This window comes from Streptomyces sp. CNP082 (assembly GCF_059570535.1).
Map to the genome: position 1 here is coordinate 66,126 of NZ_JCANSZ010000030.1, position 23,465 is coordinate 89,590.

25 protein-coding genes are annotated in these 23,465 nt (G+C 71.8%); 19 read left to right on the forward strand and 6 right to left on the reverse strand.

Going from position 1 to position 23,465, the window contains the following annotated elements:
• Position 1 precedes the first annotated feature (1 nt).
• Genes B124_RS23005 through B124_RS23045 form a run of 9 tightly spaced genes read left to right on the forward strand, consistent with a single transcriptional unit; the run spans position 2 to position 11,002 of the window.
• Positions 2–3,931 carry an aggregation-promoting factor C-terminal-like domain-containing protein gene (locus tag B124_RS23005; protein WP_496504822.1) on the forward strand — a complete coding sequence of 1,310 codons (3,930 nt, stop codon included), beginning with the start codon at positions 2–4 and terminating at the stop codon, positions 3,929–3,931.
• Entirely contained in the window at positions 3,932–4,897 is a 966-nt protein-coding gene (locus tag B124_RS23010; RefSeq protein WP_496504823.1) for a phage tail family protein, read from the forward strand. It abuts the gene before it with no gap.
• A 13-nt stretch (positions 4,898–4,910) separates the two neighbouring features.
• A complete protein-coding gene (locus B124_RS23015) occupies positions 4,911–6,059 on the forward strand; it encodes a siphovirus ReqiPepy6 Gp37-like family protein (protein ID WP_496504824.1) in 1,149 nt (382 codons plus the stop codon).
• Position 6,060: 1 nt separating this feature from the next.
• Complete coding sequence (locus tag B124_RS23020) at positions 6,061–7,017, forward strand: hypothetical protein (RefSeq protein ID WP_496504825.1); 957 nt, start codon at positions 6,061–6,063, stop codon at positions 7,015–7,017.
• Positions 7,017–8,588 carry a hypothetical protein gene (locus B124_RS23025; RefSeq protein ID WP_496504826.1) on the forward strand — a complete coding sequence of 524 codons (1,572 nt, stop codon included), beginning with the start codon at positions 7,017–7,019 and terminating at the stop codon, positions 8,586–8,588. The genes B124_RS23020 and B124_RS23025 overlap by 1 nt, the downstream gene beginning before the upstream one ends.
• 60 nt (positions 8,589–8,648) lie before the next feature.
• Positions 8,649–9,707, forward strand: coding sequence for a peptidoglycan recognition protein family protein (locus tag B124_RS23030; RefSeq protein WP_496504827.1), 1,059 nt, complete (start codon positions 8,649–8,651; stop codon positions 9,705–9,707).
• A 3-nt stretch (positions 9,708–9,710) separates the two neighbouring features.
• A complete protein-coding gene (locus B124_RS23035; RefSeq protein WP_496504828.1) occupies positions 9,711–9,962 on the forward strand; it encodes a hypothetical protein in 252 nt (83 codons plus the stop codon).
• 15 nt (positions 9,963–9,977) lie between these two features.
• On the forward strand, positions 9,978–10,325 hold the full coding sequence (locus B124_RS23040) for a hypothetical protein (protein ID WP_496504829.1): 348 nt from the start codon (positions 9,978–9,980) through the stop codon (positions 10,323–10,325).
• The gene (locus B124_RS23045; RefSeq protein ID WP_496504830.1) at positions 10,322–11,002 is read left to right on the forward strand and encodes a collagen-like protein; all 681 of its coding nucleotides are present in this window, start codon (positions 10,322–10,324) and stop codon (positions 11,000–11,002) included. The genes B124_RS23040 and B124_RS23045 overlap by 4 nt, the downstream gene beginning before the upstream one ends.
• A gap of 101 nt (positions 11,003–11,103) precedes the next feature.
• Here the strand turns inward: B124_RS23045 and B124_RS23050 are convergent, their stop codons facing one another.
• Positions 11,104–11,322: a hypothetical protein gene (locus B124_RS23050; protein ID WP_496504831.1), complete on the reverse strand. Its 219-nt coding sequence runs from the start codon at positions 11,320–11,322 to the stop codon at positions 11,104–11,106.
• A 126-nt stretch (positions 11,323–11,448) separates the two neighbouring features.
• On the opposite strand from B124_RS23050, the gene B124_RS23055 reads away from it, so the two are divergent.
• A complete protein-coding gene (locus B124_RS23055) occupies positions 11,449–11,661 on the forward strand; it encodes a hypothetical protein (protein WP_496504832.1) in 213 nt (70 codons plus the stop codon).
• A gap of 73 nt (positions 11,662–11,734) precedes the next feature.
• Positions 11,735–11,959, forward strand: coding sequence for a hypothetical protein (locus B124_RS23060; RefSeq protein WP_496504833.1), 225 nt, complete (start codon positions 11,735–11,737; stop codon positions 11,957–11,959).
• 186 nt (positions 11,960–12,145) lie between these two features.
• Here the strand turns inward: B124_RS23060 and B124_RS23065 are convergent, their stop codons facing one another.
• The 3 genes from B124_RS23065 to B124_RS23075 form a co-directional block, all read right to left on the reverse strand.
• Positions 12,146–12,394, reverse strand: coding sequence for a GntR family transcriptional regulator (locus B124_RS23065; protein ID WP_496504834.1), 249 nt, complete (start codon positions 12,392–12,394; stop codon positions 12,146–12,148).
• A 797-nt stretch (positions 12,395–13,191) separates the two neighbouring features.
• Positions 13,192–13,776 (reverse strand): DUF5134 domain-containing protein, encoded by a 585-nt coding sequence (locus B124_RS23070; protein ID WP_496504835.1) that lies wholly within the window; start codon positions 13,774–13,776, stop codon positions 13,192–13,194.
• 165 nt (positions 13,777–13,941) lie between these two features.
• On the reverse strand, positions 13,942–14,625 hold the full coding sequence (locus B124_RS23075; RefSeq protein ID WP_496504836.1) for a glycerophosphodiester phosphodiesterase: 684 nt from the start codon (positions 14,623–14,625) through the stop codon (positions 13,942–13,944).
• A 345-nt stretch (positions 14,626–14,970) separates the two neighbouring features.
• Here B124_RS23075 and B124_RS23080 point away from each other — a divergent pair, with 345 nt between their 5' ends.
• From B124_RS23080 to B124_RS23100, 5 genes are all read left to right on the forward strand, one after another.
• Entirely contained in the window at positions 14,971–16,380 is a 1,410-nt protein-coding gene (locus B124_RS23080) for a DUF6421 family protein (RefSeq protein ID WP_496504837.1), read from the forward strand.
• Positions 16,381–16,420: 40 nt separating this feature from the next.
• Positions 16,421–17,206, forward strand: a complete 786-nt coding sequence (locus B124_RS23085; RefSeq protein ID WP_496504838.1) for an SDR family NAD(P)-dependent oxidoreductase — start codon at positions 16,421–16,423, stop codon at positions 17,204–17,206.
• Positions 17,203–18,318 (forward strand): threonine aldolase family protein, encoded by a 1,116-nt coding sequence (locus tag B124_RS23090; protein WP_496504839.1) that lies wholly within the window; start codon positions 17,203–17,205, stop codon positions 18,316–18,318. The genes B124_RS23085 and B124_RS23090 overlap by 4 nt, the downstream gene beginning before the upstream one ends.
• 75 nt (positions 18,319–18,393) lie before the next feature.
• Positions 18,394–18,969 (forward strand): transglutaminase-like domain-containing protein, encoded by a 576-nt coding sequence (locus tag B124_RS23095; RefSeq protein WP_496504840.1) that lies wholly within the window; start codon positions 18,394–18,396, stop codon positions 18,967–18,969.
• A 160-nt stretch (positions 18,970–19,129) separates the two neighbouring features.
• Positions 19,130–19,798, forward strand: coding sequence for a B3/B4 domain-containing protein (locus B124_RS23100; protein WP_496504841.1), 669 nt, complete (start codon positions 19,130–19,132; stop codon positions 19,796–19,798).
• Between the two features lie 87 nt (positions 19,799–19,885).
• On the opposite strand, the gene B124_RS23105 is transcribed toward B124_RS23100, so the two are convergent.
• Positions 19,886–20,629, reverse strand: coding sequence for a lysophospholipid acyltransferase family protein (locus B124_RS23105; RefSeq protein WP_496504842.1), 744 nt, complete (start codon positions 20,627–20,629; stop codon positions 19,886–19,888).
• 162 nt (positions 20,630–20,791) lie between these two features.
• Here B124_RS23105 and B124_RS23110 point away from each other — a divergent pair, with 162 nt between their 5' ends.
• The 3 genes from B124_RS23110 (at position 20,792) to B124_RS23120 (ending at position 23,199) form a co-directional block, all read left to right on the forward strand.
• Complete coding sequence (locus B124_RS23110) at positions 20,792–21,223, forward strand: thioredoxin family protein (RefSeq protein WP_496504843.1); 432 nt, start codon at positions 20,792–20,794, stop codon at positions 21,221–21,223.
• 137 nt (positions 21,224–21,360) lie between these two features.
• Positions 21,361–22,146 (forward strand): electron transfer flavoprotein subunit beta/FixA family protein, encoded by a 786-nt coding sequence (locus B124_RS23115; protein WP_496504844.1) that lies wholly within the window; start codon positions 21,361–21,363, stop codon positions 22,144–22,146.
• A gap of 60 nt (positions 22,147–22,206) precedes the next feature.
• Positions 22,207–23,199 (forward strand): electron transfer flavoprotein subunit alpha/FixB family protein, encoded by a 993-nt coding sequence (locus tag B124_RS23120; protein ID WP_496504845.1) that lies wholly within the window; start codon positions 22,207–22,209, stop codon positions 23,197–23,199.
• Between the two features lie 95 nt (positions 23,200–23,294).
• On the opposite strand, the gene B124_RS23125 is transcribed toward B124_RS23120, so the two are convergent.
• Positions 23,295–23,465: transposase (locus B124_RS23125; protein ID WP_496504847.1), on the reverse strand; the 171-nt coding region annotated here is incomplete at its 5' end.

Below are 23,465 nucleotides of genomic sequence, written 5' to 3' on the forward strand. Positions count from 1 at the left end.
GGTGGCCGGTCCCGGTGGTGTCCTCGTCGGACGCGGCTACGTCTCCATCCGCCCGGAGTTTCAGGGCGACTGGTCCCGGCAGGCGTCCTCGCGGGCGTCGTCCGCAGGACGCTCCGCGGGCGTCGGCTTCACGAGGGCGTTCTCGACCGGGCTGAAGGGCTTGGGCGTCTTGGCCGGGGTGGCGATCAGCGCCAACATCACGTCCGCGGCCGGCGCCGCCGCGACCTTGGCTCCGGCTCTGGCGACTGCCGGTACGGCGGCGGGTGCGCTGACGGTTGGTCTCACCGGTGTCGCCGACGCGGTGAAGGCCGCCTTCGATCCCTCGAAGGCCGAAGAGTTCAACGAGGCTATGAAAGGGCTGGCGCCGTCTGCTCGCTTGTTCGTGCGCTCGCTCCAGGACGTCAAACCGGCGTGGGACGCGATGCGCCTGCCGGTGCAGAACCGGCTGTTCGTCGGCCTCGACGCCACCGTCACGTCCCTCGCTCGCACCACCCTGCCGATCCTCGGGAGGAGGCTCACCGACACGGCGGGCATCTGGAACTCGATCGCGAAGAACGCGGCCGGCGCTATCACTGAGATGGCCAAGTCCGGCGCGCTGGATCGCATCCTCTCCGGCGCGAACAAGGGCTTCGCGCGGCTGGAGACGGTCCCCGCGGACCTGATCCGCGCCTTCTCGACGCTGGCGCAGGCCGCACAGCCGGCGTTCAACCGGCTGCTGGACCAGTTCGCAGGCACGGTCTCATCGTTCTCCGACGGGCTGGCGAAGGGCTTCGCGTCCGGGGGCCTGCAGGACGCGATCGACGCGGCGTTCGCCGTCATCTCCCAACTCGGCACGCTCGTCGCCAACGTCTTGTCGACGTTCGGGCAGCTCTTCAAGGCCGCCGCGGACGCGGGCGGCGAGATCCTCGGCGTGCTCGGCGGCGTCTTCGGCGAGCTGAAGAAGATCCTTGCCGCACCGGAGATCCAGGCGCAGTTGCGGACGCTGTTCGGGGCGGTCGCGCAGATCGTCGGCGCGATCCTGCCCGTTGTCGGCGCCGTGGTGCGCGCGGTGGTTCCGCTGCTCGCCGCCATCGCCCCCGCTATCGCGTCCATCGCGAAGGCCCCGGGTCCCGTCCTGTCGCAGCTCGCGGCGGCGTTGGGGGCGGCGCTGCTGCCGATCATCCGGGCGCTGATGCCGGTTGTCGTCATGGTCGGCCGCGCCCTCGTGCAGGTCGTCGCAGCGATCACCCCGCTGCTGCAGCCGATCGCCCAGCTCATCACCGCGATCATCCGCGCGCTGGCGCCCGCGATCCGGCCACTCCTCAACGTGATCATCTCCATCGTCAAGGCTCTCGTCGGGCCGCTGACGACGGTGATCCGCGCGCTGGTTCCGGTGGTGCGGCTCATCGGTCGCATCGTCGCCCAGGTGTTCACCGCGCTGGAGCCAGTACTGCGCCCGCTGGTGCGCCTCCTGGGCACCGTTGCCGGGCTGCTGGCAAACGCCTTCGCTGCCGGGGTGCGCGCGGTGCTGTCCGTGATCCGCCCGCTGATCCCCGTCGGGATCAAGCTGGTGAAGGCGGTCATCGCCGCGCTGGCGCCGATCCTGCCGCTCGTCGCCCGCGCCATCACGAGCATGGCTCGCGGCTTGGCCGGGCTGCTGCCCACGATCGTCGGGGTCGTGCGCGAACTGGTCGGCGAGTTCGTGCCGATCCTCAACGACCTGATGCCGATCCTCGTGGACATCGCGAAGACCATCGTCCGCGGGCTGGTCAAGGTACTGCCCGCGCTGATCGACGCGTTCCTGCTGCTCGTGCGACTCGCGCTGCGCCCGCTGCTGCCGCTCATCGGGCAGATCGCGCAGATCATGGTCCGCTTCACGGGCGATCTGTGGCGGGCACTGCTGCCGGCGCTCGGCGAGCTGGTGAAGGCGGTCATCGACCTCCTGGTCGCCCTGCTGCCGATCCTGCCGCCGCTGATCAAGCTGATCGCCCTCGGGCTGCGCCTCGGGGTCGCGATCACGTCGAAGATCCTGCCGCCCTTCCTGAAGCTCGCCACCTTCATGATCACGTTTGCGGTGAAGGTCGTCGCGAAGGTCATCACGTGGCTGGCGCGCCTCCAGGTGTGGCTGCGCAAGCACGTCGCCGGCGCGTTCCGGTGGCTGTACGAGCGCGTCGTTCGGCCGGTGTGGCGCGGCATCCGCAGCGCGGTCTCTACGGCGTGGGACGCGATCCGCCGGGTGTTCGACGCCATCCAGGGGCGCATCCGCGGCTCGTTCGCCGGCTCGTTCCGGTGGCTGCGGGACAAGGTCATCGGGCCCGTGTGGAACTGGATCTCCGGCAAGATCAGCGGCGTATGGCGGCAGGGCATCCGGCCGGCGTTCGACGCGATCAGGCGGGCCGTCGGGCGGGTTGCAGACGCCTTCCGCAGTGCGAAGGACGCGATCGGCAAGGCGTGGGACCAGATCCGCGGTCTGACGAAGAAGCCGATCAACTGGGTCCTCAGGGTGGTGTGGAACGACGGCATCGTCCGCATCTGGAAGAAGGTCGCCGGGTGGGTGCCGGGCGTCCCGGACCTGAAGAAGCTGCCGCTGCTCGCGCGCGGTGGCACCGTCCCGGCCGGGCCCGGGATCTTCAACCGACCCACGGCGATCGTCGGAGAGGGCAACCCGAGACATCCGGAATTCGTCATTCCCACCGATCCGAAGTACCGGACCAGGGCACTCGATCTCTGGAACGCCGCGGGTGGGCAGCTCATGGAGTCGGGCGGTGTCCTCGGTGGCATCGGTGACATCGTCGGCGGTGCCGTCGGGATCGGCGGGAAGATCCTCGGGGGCATCAAGAACGCCGTGGACTTCCTCCGCAACCCGATCAAGAACCTCGGGAAGTTGCTCGATCCGCTGCTCAAGCCCTTGAAGGGGATGGACGACACCGCGTGGGGCGCGATGGTCGCCGGCCTCCCGCGGATGATCGTGGAAGGGCTGAAGGGCGTCGTCGCTGGAGCCGGCGGGGGCGAACGGGTCAGCGCCGCCATGCGGTTCGCGCGGGCGCAGGTCGGCAAGCCCTACCTGTGGGGAGGCGTCGGCCCGTCCGGGTTCGACTGCACCGGCATACTCTCGGCGATCCAGAACGTCATCCAGGGCCGCAACCCGTATCAGCGGGTGTTCTCCACTCACGCCTTCGCGGGCGGGCGGGCACCCGACGGATGGGTCCGCGGGCTCCGCGCCCCGTACATGATCGGCATCACGCATGCCGGTGTCGGGCACGCCGGCGGCACGCTCAACGGCGTCAACGTCGAGAGCGCCGGCGGCGTGGGCGTACGAATGGGCAAGAGCGCGCGCGGCGCCTTCCACCCGATGTTCTCCTCCTGGTACGGCTTCCGGCCGTCGATCGCGGCGAACGCGACCGGCAAGTCCCCGGCGGCAGCGAAGGCGGCAGCCAGGGAGATGCTGGGTCGCTGGGGCTGGGGACAGAACCAGTGGCCGTCCCTGGAGCGGCTGTGGACCCGCGAGTCCGGCTGGCGCTGGAACGCCGACAACCCCACGTCAGACGCCTACGGCATCCCGCAGGCGCTTCCCGGGTCGAAGATGGCGAGCGCCGGCAAGGACTGGCGCACCAACCCCGTCACGCAGATCCGATGGGGCCTCGGGTACATCAAGGGCCGCTACGGGTCGCCCGCGGGCGCCATGTCGTTCTGGAACCGCCACAACTGGTACGACAGCGGCGGCTACCTCCAGCCGGGCACACACCTCGTCACCAACGGCACGGGAAGCCCCGAGGCGGTGCTGACGCCGCGGCAGACGCAGGCGCTGGAGGACGGCGTCCTCGCAGCGATGGGCGACCGGCCGAACGTCACCTACCAGATCAACGCCAGGACCGCCGACTTCCGCGTGCGGGACCTGGACCGGGTGACGCGGCAGAAGGAGACGGAACTCCGTGTGGGGAGGGCAGGCTGAATGCCGATCATCACCGGCGGCATCGTCGAGCCGCCCCCCGCGGAGCCGCCGCCGCCAGTCGACCTGCCGGGCGTCGGGAAAGCCTCGGCGATCTACTACGACCCGACGGGTACACCGTGGCCGCTCACGGACTATGACCGCGGTTGGCACACGCTGCCGCAGGTGAGCGGACTCGGCGCGGTCGTGTACGAGCACACCATCGACCCCCAGCCGCGCGGCGGCGGCCGGCTGCGGCACAGCCAGCCGCAGGTGCGTGATGTGATCTGGCCGCTCCACGTGCGGGGCGGCGACCACATGGAGTTCGTGACGCGCTGGCGGGCGCTGGCGCGGGCGTTCACGCGGACGCTGCGCTCGGGCGAGGGGCCGGGGATCCTGGAGATCGCTCGGCCGGACGGCTCCCGCCGACGGCTGCGGGTCACCTACCGGGAGGGCTGGGAAGGTCAGGCCGATCAGGGCTACGGCCGCCTCGTCGACAACGCCGTGGTAACGCTCCTGGCGGAGGATCCGTACTGGTACGACCCGGTGCCCATCGCCGTCCACCGCGAGCACGCCACGGGCACCCCCTTCCTCAACCCGTTCCCGACGATCTCGTCCGGGCAGGTGCTCGGCGACACCACGGTCACCAACCCAGGCGACGTAGAGGTGTGGCCGACGTGGGTCATCACCGGTCCCGCATCGAGCGCGACTTTCACGCACACCGGGACGGGCGAGAGCTTCACCCTCGATCCGGACGCCGCGCCGATCAGCCACGGCAACCTCCTGACGGGCGAGCAGGTCACCGTCCGCACGGACCCCATCCAGGTGCGCTACCAGGACGGCACCAACTGGACGCCGACGCTCAACTGGCCGGACGCGCAGCTCTGGTCCCTGAGACCCGGTGACAACGCCGTCACGTTCGCCCTCTCCGGTTCCGGCCCCGGCTCAGCCGTGGACCTGGTGTACAACCCGCGCTACGAGACCGCGTGACAGGGGGTGGTCCGTGGCGGTCACCCTCCTCGTCACCGACAAGGCCCTGCAGCCGCTGGGCGATCCGCTCGACGGCTGGTCCAACCTGACGGCCGAGGTGCGGTTCAACGAGCCCGGCACCGGGACTGTGGACCTCCCGGCATGGCCGGAGGTCGTGGAGCTGCTGCAGCCCGGCAACCGCCTGGTCGTCGTGCGCGACGGCGCGATCTGGATGGCGGGGCCGCTGGAGGAGCCGCAGGCTGGCGAGTGGTCCGACAGCGAACCCGACCCCGGCGTGGTGAAGGCGGCGTTCTCCGACGATCTGGCGCGCGTCGCCGGGTACGTCACCTACCCGAACCCGGCCGCGACGTTCGAGTCGCAGACGACCGCGACGGAGGCCACCCGGCAGATCACCGCCACGAACGCGGGCAGCATCATCCGCACGCTGGTCGACGAGAACTGCGGGCCCGGCGCGCTGTCGATCCGGCGCATCGAGCAGATGGTGCTCGATTCCGCGGCGGGCATCGGCAGCAGCACGGCGATCACGACCCGCTTCGAGTCCCTTCTCGATGCCTGCCGCACCGTGGCGTCCGGCGACGGGCTGGGCTTCCGCACCGTCCAGGTCGGAACTCAGATCCACTTCCAGGTGTACGAGCCGCAAGACCTCACGGCGACCGCCCGGTTCTCCCGCGACTTCGGCAACCTCAGGGCGTACAACTACACCCTCGGCGCCCCCACCGCCACGAGCCAGCTCGTCATCGGCGGCGACGAGGGATCCCGCGCGTTCGTCGAGGTCACCTCCGGCGCACACGTCGACTGGTACCGCGTCGAGAAGGTCGTCGACCAGAGCGGCACCACGAACGCGAACGGGGAGCTGACCCAAGCCGGCGCGCTGGAGTTCGGCAACGACAACCCCACCGCGAGCCTGTCCACCGTCACCGTCGACACGGAAGACCTGCGGGCCGGGCGCGACTTCGGCCTCGGTGACCGCGTGTCCGTAGTGCTGCCGACCGGTCTTGAGGTCGCCGACATCGTGCGTTCCATGACCCTCACCCACACCCCCGACGAGGGCGAGCAGGTCACCACGGTCATCGGCACCGGCGACCAGACCACCGATACCCGACTCGTCCAGCAGATCCGCACCCTCGCCCGTCGCCTCGGGCGTGTAGAGACCCGGAGGTGACATGGCGCAGATCAGCTTCCCCGAGAGCGACTACAACAGCGGCGCGCTGACGGAGGCCGAGTGGGAGCGTGTGGCGGCCCGCTTCACGGACGACGGCGTCGACGGCAACCCGTCGCAGTCGGCGGTGGTGACCGCGGGCGTCGGCTTGGCGGTGACGATCGCCGCGAACCGGCGGGCCCAGGTGCGCGGCTTCAACTGGGAGACCGACGGCTCCGGGGACACTCTGGAGATCGCGGCGAACTCGTCGGGGTCGCCGCGGGTCGACTGGGTGTGCCTGCGGCTGGACCGCTCCACATGGGAGTTGCGGGCGGTCGTCAAGCAGGGCACCCCGGGTGCCGGGTCGCCGGCGCTGCTGCGGCAGGACTCCAGTGCGGGCGGCACCGTGTGGGAGGTGCCGCTCGCGCTGGTCTCGGTCCCCAACGGCGCGTCCAGCGTCAGCGTCACCCGCTATGAGGAGTTCATCGGCGGCCGGTGCAAGCCCTGCACCTCCACCACGCGGCCGGTGTCGCCGCGGCGCGGCGACATGATCCACGAGACGAACACAGGCAGGTGGCTCGGCTGGGACGGCGCCGCCTGGCGGGTCATCTACAGCAATTCGGGCGAGGTCACCGTCGACAGCAGCGCTTCGGTGTGGAGCATCAGCGGCTCGTCCGTCTTGGAGGAGCGCAGTGGTGTGGTGACGCTGCGGCTGGGGACGTTCGAGCGCACGGGCGGCAACCTGAGCGGCGGCGACGATTCGCGGCTGCCGGTGCTGATCCCGGCCGCCTATCGGCATCCGACGCGGGACCAGCCTGCGACTATCTACATCGCCGGGTCGGGTGCGGGGGCCGGGCGGGTGACTCTGTACGCCGGGAACAACGCGGAAGGCAAGGCCGGGGTGGCGTACCTGACTCATCACACCGGCGTTCCGTCGGGCTCCTCAGTGAACGGCACGACGATCACGTGGGTGGTGGACTGATGGCCCGTTGGCTGTTCGGCGGCGGCATCGCCGACTATGTGATCACCCCCGGCGACGACAACACCGTCACGTTCGTGCCAGGCGCCAGCGTCACGTTCTACAACACGCCCTCCGGCGGCACGCAGTACACGGATCTGACGGAGGCGGACAAGGCGACGGCGCTGGACCCGTCCGCGGTCGTCGCCGACGAGAACGGGCACCTGTCTACCCAGTTCGGCGGGCCGGACGGTCTGCTGGGCATGTGGGCGGACGCCAGCGGCGGCTCCGGCCCGCGGGTATGGATCACCACGACGGAGCTGGGCGCACTCGTCCAAACTCTCGACGGGCAGATCAACGACAGCCTGACCGGGCTCACCACCCGCGTGACGACCCTGGAGGCGAACGTCGGCGCCAGCGGCACGGCGGTACGCGAGCGCCCCTGGGAGGTTGTCGCCGCGGACACGACGCCGACGGCGCTGCAGACCGCGGTGAACGAGGTACTGGCCGACCGCATCGGCAACGCGGTGCAGCGCCGCCTGGTGCTGCCGCCTGGCGAGTACCACCTGACGGCGCCGCTGCTCGTAGACGACCCGAGTCTGCCGGCGATGCTGGAGAACCTGGTCATCGAGGGCGCCGGGATCCGGTCGACCCGCATCTACTGGGACCGCACGGACTCCGTCCCCTTCATCCGGGCGGCGGCGCCGCGGATCCGGTGGCTGACGGTGCGCGGGGCCACGTTTACCGCGGCCAGCAGCAACGCGGTGTGGGCGTACCTGTACTCCACCAGCGGCGGCGCGTTCAACCAGGGCTGGCACCTCTCCGACCTGGAATGGACCGGGTCGTGGCAGCGCGCAATCGGCCTCGACGGCGGCACCTCGGGCAACCTCAACAGCGAGTTCACGATGGCGCGGCTGTTCACGGCGCCCTCCTCGACGTGGGGCGATGCGTTCTTCCACTCCGGGCTGACGAACAACGTCAGCGAGAACCAGTTCCTCAACTACTGGGTGCGCGACTGCTCACTGAGCCTCGCCAGCGGGACGCTGTTCCGCTTCCGCCGCGGCGGGTCGGTGACGGTGCAGAACGGCTCGTGGTCGGCGAACAGCTCGTCGGGCACGATCACCTTCTTCGACTGGCCGAACGCGCAGTCGAACCTGCCGGACCGCAACCAGATGCTCGTGTCCCGGGTGCGGTTCGAGCCGAAGGGTTCCGGACACAAGATCCTCAACAGCCAGGCCGCCGACGGCATGTTCACCTTCGTCTCCTGCTCCGATCAGGGCTCGTCACAGAACAGCGGCTCGTACACCCACGAGCGGTACACGGTGGCCGGCAATGCGATCTGGTCCGGCCAGATCGCGCCCATTGTTCGCTTCCAGGACTGCTCGCTGGGCGGCTACGTCCGCTACGCCGGAGGCGCGCAGACGCGCGGCGGGTTCGTTTTCGACGGCTGCAAGGTCTACCGCGGGGACCTCGGGCAGGTCGCGAACCGCGTGGCTGCCGACGGCGCCGACCCCGTCCTGCAGTGGTCCAGCGGCGCCCCCAAGTACGAGTTCGTCCACGGCTGGAACTACGCGGACCTGAAGTCCTGGACCTGACCCGCCCGCACCACACCAACACCCCCGAGCAGGGGGTTTCCTCATGCCCAGGAGGCGCCCATGGCAACCCCCCTGTCCGCCGCCCAGATGAAGACGGTCCTGAAGCGTGAGGGCGTCGAGGTCGTGGAGTACCGGTCGTGGGAGACCCACGAGCGGGACGCCGCGACGGGCCTGCACTTCGGCCCGGTGAACGGCGTGATGATCCACCACACGGTGACGTCCGGAACCGACGGTTCGGTGGCCCTCTGCTACAACGGCCGCTCCGACCTGCCCGGCCCGCTGTGCCACGCCGTCGCCGCGAAGGACGGGCGTATCTTCCTCGTCGGTCACGGCCGGGCGAACCACGCTGGCTCCGGCGACGGCGACGTGCTGCGTGCCGTCGTCGACGAGTCCTACGGCACCACACCGCCCGCTCCGAACGAGCAGAACACCGACGGCAACGACCGCTTCTACGGCATCGAGTGCATCAACCTCGGCAACGGCCGCGACCCGTGGCCGGAGGTGCAGGTCGACGCGATGGCCCGGTGGGCTGCGGCGATCTGCCGGGCGCACGGCTGGTCGGAGAAGTCGGTGATCGGCCACAAGGAGTGGACGAACCAGAAGATCGACCCCCGCCCCTCGCCGGGCGGCGCGGACGTGTCGATGCCCGCGTTCCGGGCGCGCGTGAAGGCGCTGCTCGCCAACCCGCCGGGAGACGACGTGCCGATCGTGACAACCCCCAAGGAGACCGACGTGCCGCAGACCGTTGGCCGTACCGACGACGGCAAGAAGACCCGCGCGCCGGGCGACTGGAAGGCGCTGTCGATCGACGGCGTCGACCTCGTCAAGGGCGCTCAGTCGTACAGCGTGCAGGTGAAGCTGAACGTCACCGCGGCGGCGGGCGGCACACTGCAGGGCCGCTTCTACCACTACCGCCCCGACGGCTCCCGCTGGATCGACGTGATCATCGAGCGGACCACCACCGCGGGCAAGAGCTTCGTCGACTTCTCCGCCACCGGCGAGATCAAGAAGGACGAGAGCTTGCGCTTCGAGCTGGCGTACTTCCCCGCCCGCTCCGGCGACACCGCCGAGGCGCTCATCACCCGCAGCCGCGTCCGCGGCCTGTACTGGAAGGCATGACCCATGTCCAACGTCACCAACATCGCGCGCACCGCGCAGACCTACGCCCGCGACCTGTTCGAGCGCGTGCTCGCCACGTTCGTCGTCACCGCGGCCGGGCTCCTCGTCGCCGCCGGCCCCGCGGACATGCTGTCCGCCTCGTTCTGGGAGGGCGTCGGCGCGGCCGGGCTCGCCGCGGCCGGCTCCCTACTGAAGGGCGTGTTCGCGAAGGTCGTCGGCGACAAGAACAGCGCGTCGGCCGCGCCCGGCGTCTGACCCTAGGGAGGCTTGGTGCCGGATGAGCCGACTCTCGGTGAGGTGGTCCGCCGCCTGGAGGCCGTGCACGCCGACCTCAAGGAGGACCTGCGGGAGTACGGCGCCCGGCTGGACGGCAAGGTCTCGATGGAGCGCTACCAACTGGAGCAGCAGGCAGGACAAGAAGCGCTGCGCCTGCTGGTTGAGCGGGTGACGGCCATCGAGGAGGCGCGCGCGACGGCCGCGCGGCAGGCGGATGCGGACAGGCGTGCAGCCGACGACAGGCGCCGCTCGGACCGCCGGCTGGCGTTCTCCGCGCTGATCGCCCCTGTGCTGCTGCTCCTGCTGCAGCTCTATCTGAACTCTCGGGGGGCGGGGGCGTGAGCGACCATGTGAAGCACGAGCAGTTCCAGCGGCGCAAGGACATCGTGTTCGCCGTCGCGGTGCTGTGCGGGATCGCGTCGTTCGCGCTGCTGGTGGTGTGGATCCAGGGCCTCTCCCATGATCTGCGGGAGGCCGACGAGGACCGGGACCGCCTGGCCGCTCAAGTCGAGCAGCTCGGCGGCGACCCCGTCGCCGGTGACCCCGGCAAGGCGGGGGAGCGCGGCGAGACCGGCGACCCGGGACCGACCGGACCGTCCGGCGAGAGCGGCGACCGCGGACCCCGCGGGCCGGGCGGCGACAAGGGCCGGCCGGGCGACGACGGCAGCCCCGGACCGACAGGTCCGCCCGGAACCCCTGGCGCCGAAGGGCGCGCAGGGAGCCCCGGAGCCGACGGCCAGCCAGGCGCCGCGGGAGAAGCCGGCCCCGTCGGGCCACGGGGCGAACCGGGCCCGGCCGGACCCCAGGGTCAGCAGGGGCCGCAGGGCGAGCGCGGCCCCGCCGGACCGCCGCCCTCGTCGTGGACGTTCACGCACGGCGGCGTCACCTACACGTGCACACCGAACGCGGACGGCTCCACCCACTACACGTGCGCGGCCGACGAGGAGCCCGCCCCGGATCCGGACCGGCCGGGCCCGCTCGCCGCGGCACTCGATCCCGCCCGACGGCAGTACACGTGACAGAAACCCCGTCGCCCTTCCCGGGCGACGGGGCTTCTTCGCGTGCGCGCGGTCAGTACTGGACGATCAGGCGCGGGAAGCCGTCGGGGATCGCATCGATCTCACCGGCGGTCACGAGGTACATCCTGGGGAGCCTCGTCGCCGCGTTCGCGCCGTCTGCGCGCGGCGTTGACGCGGCGCTGGAGATCGGCGTTCACCCAGGCGGCCACGGTCGTCCCCTCGGCATGCGCCTCCTCGACGGCTGCATCCCATAGCCCATTGGGCACGCGAATGCCCCGCTTGCGGGTCACTCCGGTGGCCGGGCGGCCGACCTTTGCCATGCTGGCACCTCCCTGTTTCTGTACCCCCAAGAATCATGACACAACCCCTTGACGGCGGGAAGAGGCGGCGAGATTCTGGGGGTACAGAAATGCCGGGTGGACAGGAGACTGAGCATCATGCGAAGCATGGACCGTATCCGTCGCGAGACGATCGAGCAGTACGGAGACGCGCCCGCCACGCCCACGGAGGCGCTGGCGCACGTGCTGGCACTGTTCGCCGACGAGCCGGACAGCCGCCTCATGGTCGAGGCCACGAGCGGCATCTACGGCCAGGGTGTGCGCACCGGCCTCACCATGGGCGACCTCCGCACACTGCACGCCCAGCTTTCCGCCGACTGAGATCGCGCGCCTGCCCCAGCCCCCGCCCCCGCGCGGGGGCTGCGTCACGCAACACCGAGAGGAGACTGAGGACATGCTGGCTATCCCCGAACGCGTCACCGGACCGGGTGGCGTCACGCAGGAACTGATCTGGCACAAGCCGAAGGGCTCGGTCGTCGCCGACTTCCAGCCCATCGCGTGCAGCGACGACGAGGGCATCACCCTGCCGTGGGACAGGCGGAACATCTCGCTGCGCCTCGACAAGCCCGGCGAACGCTGGTGCGACGACTGCCTCAAGCTGATCCGCGCCGCACGCTGATCACGCCGCTTCGGCGACGTCCCCGCGGTCCGCCGCGAGCCACTCCGCCCACAGCCGGGGCAGCACCTCCCGCCGCGGATCCACCGCCTGCCGCAGCACCTCCGGCAGCCGCAACCACGCGTCGATATCCCGCTGCACAGTGGCAGCCGGGCGCGCTCGGGGTGGGGGTGGCGGCATCCTGCCAGCCTACGGTGAGGGTGTGTCAGCCGGCGGGGGCTGGAGCACGTAGGTGCCCTTCGCCGCCAGCGTCGCCACCAGACCGCGGTCTCGTAGCTCGCGGACCGTCCGCCGGGCCGTGCCGATGCTCACCTGGTAGAGGTCCGTCATCTCCCGCTCACCGGGTAGCCGCGCGCCGACCGGGAGCCTCCCCGAGCGGATCTCAGCCTCGATCCGGTCGGCGAGCTTCTCGTAGTCATACTGCGGCAGACCGCTCATGATCACAGCCTGACGCTGGCCACCGCACCCGGCATCTGGGGAACGCGTCCCACCGCGGTGGGACGCAGAGGGACGCAGTTGGCGGTACGGTGAGACACGAAGAACCCCCGCGGCCGTGGCGACGACCCGGGGGCGTGGACTCTCTGAGCGGAGCAGGAGCCATGACCCAGACTAACGAGACGGTACCCGAGCGCCCCACCCCCGACAGCGATCGACTACCCGAACCCCGGCCGGAGCCGCGGCGGCGCGGGACACGCTGCGCCTGCGGGGCCAAGACGGACCTCCGGCCGTTCGGCGAGTACGGCATGATCTGCCCGCAGTGCGACATGAAGCGCGGAACCCCGAGGGTGCGGCCATGAGGTACTGCACCCACTGCGGGCGGCCCGGCACCAAGGAGCACCCCGTTGAGTCCGTCGGCGAGGCAGGCGAATCCGGCGGCGGCTCCATGGTCTATGCGCACCCCGACTGCCTGCCTGCCCCTCGCCGCACCACACCCTCGCCAGCCGTACCCCCGCACTGACCCAGACCCCCCGCGCCGACGGCGATTCCCTCGGGCGCGGGGAAGGCCCTGCCTGCCGCCCCCCGCGGCGGGCGGGGCACCAGACGGCCCCGCCTGCCGCGCCGCAGATCCACCGGCAGGCGGGGCCTTCTCATGTGGTGATCAACTGGGGAGCAAATGGGAAATGATCTATGTGAACCACCTGTCAACCATGCGGTAACCATTGATGACTCGGTCCATATCGGAGCAGGTGGAGCCGCTGGTCATCTGGAGGATCCGAACGTGGAAGCGGTGATCGTTACATAGCGAGCAGCATCACGACCATGCCCGCGCCCATGCAGACCCGGCAGGCGCCGGCCAGCTCCGGCCGCACCGCCCAGCCGCCGTCCCCCGCCCCGCTCCCGGCCGCTCCTGCCCCGCCTCCGGCAGCCCCCCGGCGCCCCCCGGCGCCCGCGGCGACCGGCCGCAGGCCCCCGTACAGCACGTACAGCACGTAGTACGCCAGCAGCCCCGCGGTGACGGCCGGCAGCCCGCCGGCGGCGCCGTGCCCGCCGTGGTCCGCCGCGCCCATGGCCACCGCCATGTACACCATCGCCAGCGCGCCGATCGCGTGGTGCAGGTGGTGCCCCGCGGTGCGCAGCGGCAGCAGGGCCCGTACGAACACGGCCCCGAAGACCACGGCGAACCCGCCCGCCACCCACGCCGCCGGCCCGGGCGGCCCCGCGGGCAGCGCCATCGCCGCCATCCCCAGCCCCATGAGCGCGTCCCCGGCGGCGCCGCGCCGCTCCCCGGCGGCGACGGCCCGCATCCGTACCAGACACAGCGCGCCGACCCCCGCGCACAGCGCGGTCAGCAGCAGGCCGGCGAGCGGCGGTCCGTGCATCCGCGGCCCCCTCGGACGACGACGGCGGCCCCGCGGCACGGCTGCGGAGCCCGGCCGGCGCCGGCCCGGGGCGCAGGGCGCTTTGACGGAAGGCTGCCCGCGGCCGTACGCCCGCACCCGAGCGCACAGGCGCAGGGAGCGGGCGCAGGGGGAGCGCGCGGTGGCTCAGGCGGTGAAGCGCACCGCGTGCTTCATCCCCGGGACGTCCGTCACGACGCCCTGCAGCCCGAGGCCGCGGGCGAGCTTCAGCTCCTCGGGGGTGTTGACGGTCCAGGCGATGACTTTCAGCCCCGCCTCGTGCGCGCGGTCGGCCAGCTCCAGAGTCAGCCGGCGGATGTTCAGCGACAGCGTCACCGCGCCGACCCCGAGGGCGCGTTCGACCACGCCGAGCCCGTAGTGGCTGGCGACCAGCACGCGGGGCACGTCGGGCAGCAGTTGCCGCATCTCCGCCAGCGCCTCGTCGTGGAACGACAGCACCTCGACGCGGCCGGTGAGGTCGTGTGCGGTCAGGGCGGCGGCGAGTGCCTTCGCCGCGGCGACGTCCTTGATCTCCACCTGCAGCCGGCCCTTCACCGCCTCGACCACCTCGTCGAAGGTCGGGACGCGCTCGCCCTGGCCGGCGTCCAGCTCGCGCAGTTCGGCGAGCGTGAAGTCGGCGACGGGGCCCTTGCCGTCCGTCGTGCGGTCCACGTCGGCGTCGTGCATGACGACCAGGTGGCCGTCCTTGCTCAGATGCAGGTCGAGCTCGATGGCGTCCATGCCTTCGCGATCCGCGCGGACGAAGGAGCGGATCGTGTTCTCCGGCTCGACGCCCATCAACCCGCGGTGACCGATGGTCAGAAATGACACTGCGCTCTCGCCCTCCGTCGGCGGTCCGTCACAGACTGGCGCAAAGCCTAGGCCACATCGGGGAGATCGACACCGGTCGTGCGGCGTCCGCACGGCGGGTCGCGGCAGGGCCGCGGGCGGCGTCACCCCTGCGCGGGAGCACCCGCCCACGCGGCTGCTCGCCCGTCCAGGTGGCCCCCGTACGGCACCGGCGACGGGAAGGGCCAGGGGTTAAACCTCGACTCGCCGGAAGATTTACGCTCCGTGCCCGTTGATCACGCAAGTTTTTCCTGTGGCCGCCTTGAGCGGGATCATGGTCCAGCGATACGGTGGCCACACAGGAAGTTCTTGACGTAGGAGTGGTCCATGACGGAAATTCTTGCTTCCGCGACCGCGGAAGGTGACGTTCTGTCCGCCGCGGACGCCCCGCGCGTAGTCGCGCACCCCGCCTGGGCGCGGCTGAAGTCCGCCGTCGAGGAGATCCGTCCCTGGCAGACGAAAGACGGCTCCATCGACTTCGAGGCCGAAGGCGCCCTGTCGCGCCCCGCCGCCGAGGACGCCGTCGAGCGGGCCGCTGCCGCGGTGGGGGAGCTGTCCCCCCTGGTGCCGCACGACGCCGCGTACCACGAGGCGGTCGTCGCGGATCTGCGCCGGTGGGCCGCGGACGGCTTCGGCGTGCCCGACTTCCTGGACTCGGTGCTCGCCTTCCACCCCGCGGAGCGCCGCGCCGACGGGCTGCAGCACCTCGTCGTCTTCCCCATGTACACGCAGAACGGCAACCCGGACCGCAACCTCGAGGCCGTCGTCATCCGCGTCGTCTGGCCCGGCTGGCTCGCCGAGCTGGAGCGCACCCGCTACGACAACCCCCTGTTCCTCGGCATCACGTTCGAGGACTTCACCGCCGGGTACGACACGAACTCCGCCGTGCTCTTCCCCGAGACCATCGCCATGCGCGAGGTCCCGCCGCGCTTCACCTGGGGCGCCATCTTCTGCGACCGCGAGGCCGCCCGCTTCCGCCGCGTCAGCACCGCGGCCGTCGGGGCCACCGGCCTGGAGCTGCCCGAGGAGGCCCGCGGGCTGCTCACCGACCAGGAGCGCGCCCAGCAGACGTTCGTGCTGTGGGACATGGTCCACGACCGCACGCACAGCCACGGCGACCTGCCGTTCGACCCGTTCATGATCAAGCAGCGGCAGCCGTTCTGGATGTACGGCATAGAGGAGCTGCGCTGTGACCTCACCGCCTTCTACGAGGCCGGCAAGCTCGCCGCCGACGGCTTCCCGCAGGGCCGCGACGTGCAGTACGCCGTGCTGATGGACCGGCTGTTCCGCTTCCCCGTCACCGGCGAGCGCAACCGCAACTACGACGGCCTCGGCGGCCAACTGCTCTTCGCGTACCTGCACAAGCACGACGCGCTGCGCTGGACCGACAACCGGCTGTCCGTCGACTGGGACCGGGCCCGCGAGGTCACCGCCCGGCTGCGCAACGAGATCGAGACGCTGTACCGCGAGGGAATCGACCGCCCGAAGCTGGTGCACTGGTTCAAGGCGTACGACCTGGTGTCCACCTACCTCGCCCCGCACCCGGGCTCCACCTGGGCCAAGGGCCCCGACGCGCTCGACCTGGACAAGCCGCCGCGGAAGCTCGTGGACGACGTGCTGCCCGACGAGTTTCCCCTCAGCATGTTCTATGAGGCCCTTGCCAAGAAGCTGCGCAAGGTGATCGAGTCGACGCGGGGCATCACGGCCGAGACCGCCGAGCTGGCGGAAGCCGCGTGACGGACCCCGTGGCCGGCAGGGCAGCGAGGAGGAGATCGTCATGAGTCCCGGGGCAGACGACAGGAACGGAGACGGCGGCCCGCTCGCCGGAGCCGTCGTGGCCGTGGCGGGTGCGGGCGGGCCAGCGGGCCGGGCGGCCGTGTGCCGCCTCGCCCGGGCCGGCGCCACCGTCGTCGGCTGCGACGCGGACGCCGAGCGGCTGGCCGAGAGCGTCAGCGCGGCACGGGCCGCGTGCGGCGGCGCGGTGCCCGTCACCGGCGACACCGTCGACCTGCTCGACCCGGACGCCGCCCGCGCCTGGGCCGAGCGCATCGAGAAGGACTACGGCCGGGTCGACGGCCTGGTCCACCTCGTCGGCGGCTGGCGGGGCTCGCGGTCCTTCGCCGACACCGACCTGGCCGACTGGGCCGTGCTGCACGACCTGCTCCTGCGCACGGTGCAGCACACCTCGCTCGCCTTCGACGAGCTGCTGCGGCGCAGCGACCGTGGCCGCTACGTCCTCGTCAGCGCCGCCGGCGCCAGCCAGCCCACCGCGGGCAACGCCGCGTACGCCGCCGCCAAGGCCGGCGCCGAGGCGTGGACGCTGGCCATGGCGGACGGCTTCCGCAAGGCCGGGGAAGCCGAGGGGCTGGACCGGCCCGCCGCGGCGGCCGTCATCCTGGTGGTGAAGGCGCTGGTGAACGACGCGATGCGGGAGGCCAAGCCGAACGCGAAGTTCGCGGGCTTCACCGACGTCGAGGACCTTGCACAGGACATCGCGGAGGTCTGGGACCGGCCCGCGCAGGAACTGAACGGGACCCGCCTGTGGCTGACCGTCCAGCAGTGACCACCGCGACCGCCCCGGCGGGGCCGGGAGCCGCCGAAGGACACCGCCGGCGCACCGACGCCAAGCGCCGCCACGACCCGGCGGCGCGCGGCTTCGCCAGCGACAACTACGCCGGCGTGCACCCCGAGATCCTCGCCGCGATCGCCCTCGCCAACGGCGGCCACCAGGTCAGCTACGGCGAGGACGACTACACCGCCCACCTGCAGCACGTCTTCCGCGGCCACTTCGGCATGGACGCGGAGGTCTACCCGGTCTTCAACGGCACCGGCGCCAACGTCGTCGCGCTGCAGGCCGTCACCGACCGCTGGGGCGCGGTGATCTGCGCGGACACCGCGCACATCCACGTCGACGAGTGCGGCGCCCCCGAGCGCGTCGGCGGGCTGAAGCTGCTGACCGTACCGACGCCGGACGGCAAGCTCACCCCCGAGCTGATCGACCGCGAGGCACGGGGCTGGGACGACGAGCACCGCGCCATGCCGCAGGTCGTCTCGATCACCCAGGCCACCGAGTACGGCACGGTCTACACCCCGGACGAGATCCGCGCCATCTGCGAGCACGCGCACCACCGCGGCATGCGCGTCCACCTGGACGGCGCCCGGATAGCCAACGCGGCGGCCTTTCTCGACGTGCCGATGCGCGCGTTCACCAACGTCGCCGGCGTCGACATCCTCTCCTTCGGCGGTACGAAGAACGGCATGCTCCTCGGCGAGGCCGTCGTCGTGCTCAACCCTGACGCCGTCCGCGCGATGAAGCACCTGCGCAAGCTGTCGATGCAGCTCGCCTCCAAGATGCGCTTCGTCTCAGCCCAGTTCGAGGCGCTCCTGGCCAAGGACCTGTGGCTGCGCAACGCGCGCCACGCCAACGCGATGGCCCGCCGCCTGGCCGACGGCGTACGGGACATCGACGGCGTGGACGTGCTGCACGCCGTGCAGGCCAACGGCGTCTTCGCCCGGCTGCCGCACGACGTGTCCCTGGCGCTGCAGAAGGACTTCCGCTTCTACTTCTGGGACGAGGCGGACGGCGTGGTGCGCTGGATGTGCTCCTTCGACACCACACCGGAGGACGTCGACACCTTCGCCGCCGCCGTCGCGGAGGAAATGCGGCGGACGTAACCGCAGGGACAGCGGAGGACGCGGCCGCAGGAAATGCGGAGGACACGGCCGCCGCATGCCTATACGCTCGGTTGCATGAAACTCCAGCAGGAGCGGCACGGCCTGTCCGCGTACCTCGCCGCCGACGCGGTCGTCGACCACGAGCACCCGCTCGTGGCCGGGACCGCGTACCGGCTGCGCGAGGTCGCGCGGGAGCCGGAGGCGTACGCCAAGGGTGCCTACGAGTTCGTACGGGACACGATCCCGCACTCCAACGACGCCGGTGACCTGCGTGTCACCTGCCGCGCCTCGGACGTGCTGAGGGCCCGCACCGGGATCTGCTACGCCAAGGCCCACGCCCTCGTCGCCCTGCTGCGCGCCCAGGGCATACCGGCCGGCTTCTGCTACCAGCACCTCGGCGTGCTGCACGGCCTCGTCGCGCTGCGGCTGCCCGGGCGCGCCTGGATCCGCCAGGACCCGCGCGGCAACAAGCCGGGCGTCGACGCGCAGTTCCGCCTCGACCGCGAGCAACTGGCCTTCGTCCCCGACCCGGCCGCCGGCGAGCACGACGACCCGCTGGTCCGCGCGGCACCCCACCCGGCTACCCTCGAAGCCCTCCGCACCGCCGCCGACCGCCGCCACCTGGACCGCATCCTCCCCACGGCCCTCTAACGCCCCAGAATCCCACTCCACAGCCGCAAAGCACCCACAACCACGCACACCCGCCCAAGGGCAGGCCGCCCCACTGACACGACCGCCCGCCGAGCCCAGCGGGCGAGCCCCACCGCCGGCCGACCGGCCGCCGACCCGCCCCAGACCGCAGAAGGACCGCATGACCCTCCGCACCCACGTCGCCGACGACGTACGCGCCCTCGCCCCCGGCTTCGCCCACGTCGCCGTCGTCGCCCGCGGCCTCGTCGGCGGCCCCAGCGACGCCGCCGGCGCCGCGCTCCTCGACGACGCCGCCCGCCGCCTGGCCGCCCGCCTCGGCGACACCCCGCCGCAGCAGGACCCGCACATGCAGGCGTGGCGGGCCGCGTACGCGGCCTTCGGCGCCAAGCCGTCCAAGTTCCGCAACTCGGCCGAGGCGCTGGCCCGCCGCGCCCTCACCGACGCCGGCCTGCCGCGCATCAACCGGCTGGTCGACATCTACAACGCCGTCAGCGTCGCCCACCTCGTCCCCGTCGGCGGTGAGGACACCGACCGCATCGACGGTGACATGCACCTCATCCGCGCCACCGGCGAGGAGCGCTTCGACGAGGAGCACCCCGAGCCCGGCGAGGTCGTCTGGTGCGACGGCACCGGCGTGACCTGCCGCCGCTGGAACTGGCGCCAGGGCGTGCGCACCCGGCTCACCGAGGAGTCCGCCAACGCGCTGTTCCTGCTGGAGCGGCAGGAGCCCATGACGTACGAGGAGCTGACCGCGGCGGCGCAGGAGCTGGCCGAGGCGCTGCAGAAGAGCTCGCCCGGCGCGGATATCGAGATCCGCGACCCGGCCTGAGGCCCGCCCGCCGACCGCACCGCACCGCACCCGGCTCAGGCGGGTGCCGCGGGTGCGCCTCACCCCGGCCCGGGGCCCCGCCCGCCGTCAGACGCCCGGCAGCGGCGCGCCGCCGCCCAGGTGCGCGGGCTGCCACCAGTCGTCACCCGGCCCGCGCGGGCGGTCCGGGTACGCGCTCTGCGCCGCCTCCAGCAGCTCCTGGATCCGGGCCTTGAGCCGCTCCGTCAGCTTCTCCGCGTCCTCGTGCGCCCTGTCGGCGTCGGCCGGCGCGTCCGCGACCCCGTCCCCGGTCGGCACCGGCGCGCCCAGGCGCAGCGTGATCGGCAGATGGTTCCGGCCGAAGTCGCGCGAGCGCCCCTTGGTCCAGATCCGCTGCGTCCCCCACACCGCCATCGGCAGCAGCGGCACCCCCGCCTGCTGCGCCAGCCGCGCGGCCCCCGACTTGAACGACTTCAGCGTGAACGACTGCGAGATCGTCGCCTCCGGGAAGACCCCGACGATTTCGCCCGAGCGCAGCGCCCGCAGCGCTTGCGTGAACGCCTGCCCGCCCTGCGCGCGGTCGACCGGGATGTGCTTCATCGCGCGCAGCAGCGGGCCGGAGACGCGGTGGCGGAAGACCGACTCCTTGGTCATGAAGCGCACGAACCGCTTCGCCGGCCGGGCCGCGTAGCCGCAGAAGACGAAGTCCAGGTAGCTGATGTGGTTGCTCACCAGGACCGCGCCGCCGCGGCGCGGCACGTGCTCCTGGCCCTTGAGGTCGATGCGCAGGTCCATCGCCTTGAAGGCGGTTCTGCATATGCCGACGACGGGCGGGTAGACGAGTTCTGCCATGCCGGGCTGGTCCCTTCTCCGGCCCGGAGGGTCAGGAGCTCCCGGCGGAAGTTACGCGCGCGTAGGTACGTACTGGTTGATCGTGCACGACGCGTGCGCCCGGCGCCAGCCCCCACCTCTTCGGCGTGACAGGACCTTGTCGCCTCCGCCCGGCGGTGCTGCATGCTGGAGAGCATGGCGGACGGCACGGTGGAGCGGGCGGCGGAGCGGCTGACGGCGGGGGATCTGGGCGCGGCGGAGCTGGGGGAGCGGGCCACCCTCGTGCAGTTCTCCAGCGCCTTCTGCCGCCCCTGCGCGGCCACGCGGCGGATCCTCGCGGACGTGGCGGGCATGGTCGCGGGGGTGGCGTACGCGGACGTGGACGCCGAGAGCCACCTCGGGCTCGTCCGCAGGCTGGGCGTGGAGCGGACGCCGACGGTGCTGGTGCTGGACGCGGCGGGCCGGGTGGTGCGCCGCGCCGCGGGCCTGCCGCGCAAGGCGGACGTCATCGCCGCGCTGGGCGCCGCGGTGCCGGAGGAGTCGCAGGGGCCGGCGGAGCCGGGGGCGCCAAAGGGCCCGGGGCACGTAGGAAATGTCACAACCGGGCAGCCTTGAACGGCAGGTGCACGTACGGGTGTACTGGTGAGTAATAAAATGGTCGACGGCCACCGGACCCGCCCGGTGGCGGCCGTCGATGGCGCCTATGCTGCCAGCACGGCAGTGTCTCGATACGAAGCGGTAGGAGAGCCGGCGTGAGCTTGAGGATCGTTGTCTGTGTGAAGTACGTGCCCGACGCCACCGGCGACCGGCACTTCTCCGAGGACCTGACCACTGACCGCGAGGCCGTCGACGGCCTGCTCTCGGAGCTGGACGAGTACGCGGTCGAACAGGCCCTGCAGATCTCCGAGGCCGCGGACGACGCGGAGATCACGGTGCTGACCGTCGGCCCCGAGGACGCGCGCGACGCGCTGCGCAAGGCCCTGTCCATGGGCGCGGACAAGGCCGTGCACGTCGAGGACGACGACCTGCACGGCACCGACGTGATGGGCACCTCGCTGGTCCTGGCCAAGGCCGTCGAGCACGTCGGCTACGACCTCGTCGTCTGCGGCATGGCCTCCACCGACGGCACCATGGGCGTGCTGCCGGCGATCCTCGCCGAGCGCCTGGGCGTGCCCCAGGCGACCCAGCTCTCCGCCGTCGCCGTCGCCGACGGCAAGGTCACCGGCCGCCGCGACGGCGACGCCGCCAGCGAGCAGCTCGAGGCGGCGCTGCCGGCCGTCGTGTCCGTGACCGACCAGTCGGGCGAGGCCCGTTACCCCTCGTTCAAGGGCATCATGGCGGCGAAGAAGAAGCCGGTGGAGACCCTGGACCTGGACGACCTGGGCATCGACGCCGAGGAGGTCGGACTGGAGGGCGCCTGGACGAAGGTCGAGGACGCCGTGAAGCGCCCGCCGCGCACCGCCGGCACGATCGTCAAGGACGAGGGCGAGGGCGGCAAGCAGCTCGCCGAGTTCCTCGCGGGCCAGAAGTTCATCTGAGCACCCGCATCCCCTTCGCCGTTCCGCCTTCCGCCCTCGTATCGCAGGAGAACGAGATCCATGACTGAAGTCCTCGTCTACGTCGACCACGTCGACGGCGCCGTGCGCAAGCCGACGCTGGAGCTGCTGACCCTCGCCCGCCGGATCGGCGACCCGGTCGCCGTCCACCTGGGCACCGGCATCGACACCGCGGCGCCCGTGCTCGCGGAGCACGGCGCGGTGCGCGTGCTGACCGCCGACGCCGCCGAGTTCGCCGACTACCTCGTCGTACCGAAGGTCGACGCGCTCAAGGCCGCGTACGACGCCGTCGAGCCGGCCGCCGTGCTGCTGCCGTCGTCGGTGGAGTGCAAGGAGATCGGCGCCCGCCTCGCGGTGCGGATCGGCTCCGGCATCATCACCGACGCCGTGGACGTCGAGGCCGGCGATGGGGGCACCGCCCAGGGCGAAGCCTCCGGGGGAGGGCCGGTCGCCACCCAGGCCGTGTTCGCCGCCGCGTTCACCACCCGCTCGCGCGTCTCGCGCGGCACCCCGGTCATCACCGTCAAGCCCAACTCCGCCGCCCCCGAGGCCGCCCCGGTCGAGAGCGCCGTGGAGCAGCTGACGTTCGGCTTCGGCGAGTCCGCGGCCGGTACGAAGGTCGTGGGCCGGACCGCGCGCGAGTCGACGGGCCGCCCCGAGCTGACCGAGGCGGCGATCGTCGTCTCCGGCGGTCGCGGCGTCAACGGCGCCGAGAACTTCCGCATCATCGAGGAGCTGGCCGACTCCCTCGGCGCGGCGGTCGGCGCCTCCCGCGCGGCGGTGGACGCCGGCTGGTACCCGCACTCGCACCAGGTCGGCCAGACCGGCAAGACCGTCTCGCCCCAGCTCTACATCGCGGCCGGCATCTCCGGCGCGATCCAGCACCGGGCCGGCATGCAGACGTCGAAGACCATCGTGGCCGTGAACAAGGACAGCGAGGCGCCGATCTTCGACCTCGTGGACTACGGCGTGGTCGGCGACCTCTTCGAAGTCGTCCCGCAGCTCACCGGGGAGGTCAAGGCCCGCAAGGGCTGAGCGGAGACGGCGGCTCGCCGCCGTCTCCGCAGTGACTGCCGTCCGGAAGGGCCCGCGCTGGGCAGATTCTCGGGGTCCTCGCAACACCTGATGGCTTACGTGGTCGTCAGTAGATCACGCAGGCGCTCGGCTGGTGTTCTCCAGCCGAGCGTTTTGCGTGGTCGGCNGTTGAGTTGCTGGGCGACGTGTTCGAGGTCTTCTGGGCTGTGGACGGACAGGTCGGTGCCTTTGGGGAAGTACTGCCGCAGCAGGCCGTTGGTGTTCTC

Excerpts from the sequence above, each read along its gene's own strand:
- B124_RS23120 (WP_496504845.1), top strand. The coding sequence starts at position 22,207 with ATGACTGAAGTCCTCGTCTACGTCGACCACGTCGACGGCGCCGTGCGC.
- B124_RS23050 (WP_496504831.1), bottom strand. The coding sequence starts at position 11,322 with ATGGCAAAGGTCGGCCGCCCGGCCACCGGAGTGACCCGCAAGCGGGGC.
- B124_RS23055 (WP_496504832.1), top strand. The coding sequence starts at position 11,449 with ATGGACCGTATCCGTCGCGAGACGATCGAGCAGTACGGAGACGCGCCC.
- B124_RS23030 (WP_496504827.1), top strand. The coding sequence starts at position 8,649 with ATGGCAACCCCCCTGTCCGCCGCCCAGATGAAGACGGTCCTGAAGCGT.
- B124_RS23035 (WP_496504828.1), top strand. The coding sequence starts at position 9,711 with ATGTCCAACGTCACCAACATCGCGCGCACCGCGCAGACCTACGCCCGC.
- B124_RS23105 (WP_496504842.1), bottom strand. The coding sequence starts at position 20,629 with ATGGCAGAACTCGTCTACCCGCCCGTCGTCGGCATATGCAGAACCGCC.
- B124_RS23065 (WP_496504834.1), bottom strand. The coding sequence starts at position 12,394 with ATGAGCGGTCTGCCGCAGTATGACTACGAGAAGCTCGCCGACCGGATC.
- B124_RS23060 (WP_496504833.1), top strand. The coding sequence starts at position 11,735 with ATGCTGGCTATCCCCGAACGCGTCACCGGACCGGGTGGCGTCACGCAG.
- B124_RS23100 (WP_496504841.1), top strand. The coding sequence starts at position 19,130 with ATGACCCTCCGCACCCACGTCGCCGACGACGTACGCGCCCTCGCCCCC.
- B124_RS23095 (WP_496504840.1), top strand. The coding sequence starts at position 18,394 with ATGAAACTCCAGCAGGAGCGGCACGGCCTGTCCGCGTACCTCGCCGCC.
- B124_RS23025 (WP_496504826.1), top strand. The coding sequence starts at position 7,017 with ATGGCCCGTTGGCTGTTCGGCGGCGGCATCGCCGACTATGTGATCACC.
- B124_RS23085 (WP_496504838.1), top strand. The coding sequence starts at position 16,421 with ATGAGTCCCGGGGCAGACGACAGGAACGGAGACGGCGGCCCGCTCGCC.
- B124_RS23010 (WP_496504823.1), top strand. The coding sequence starts at position 3,932 with ATGCCGATCATCACCGGCGGCATCGTCGAGCCGCCCCCCGCGGAGCCG.
- B124_RS23020 (WP_496504825.1), top strand. The coding sequence starts at position 6,061 with ATGGCGCAGATCAGCTTCCCCGAGAGCGACTACAACAGCGGCGCGCTG.
- B124_RS23110 (WP_496504843.1), top strand. The coding sequence starts at position 20,792 with ATGCTGGAGAGCATGGCGGACGGCACGGTGGAGCGGGCGGCGGAGCGG.
- B124_RS23070 (WP_496504835.1), bottom strand. The coding sequence starts at position 13,776 with ATGCACGGACCGCCGCTCGCCGGCCTGCTGCTGACCGCGCTGTGCGCG.
- B124_RS23080 (WP_496504837.1), top strand. The coding sequence starts at position 14,971 with ATGACGGAAATTCTTGCTTCCGCGACCGCGGAAGGTGACGTTCTGTCC.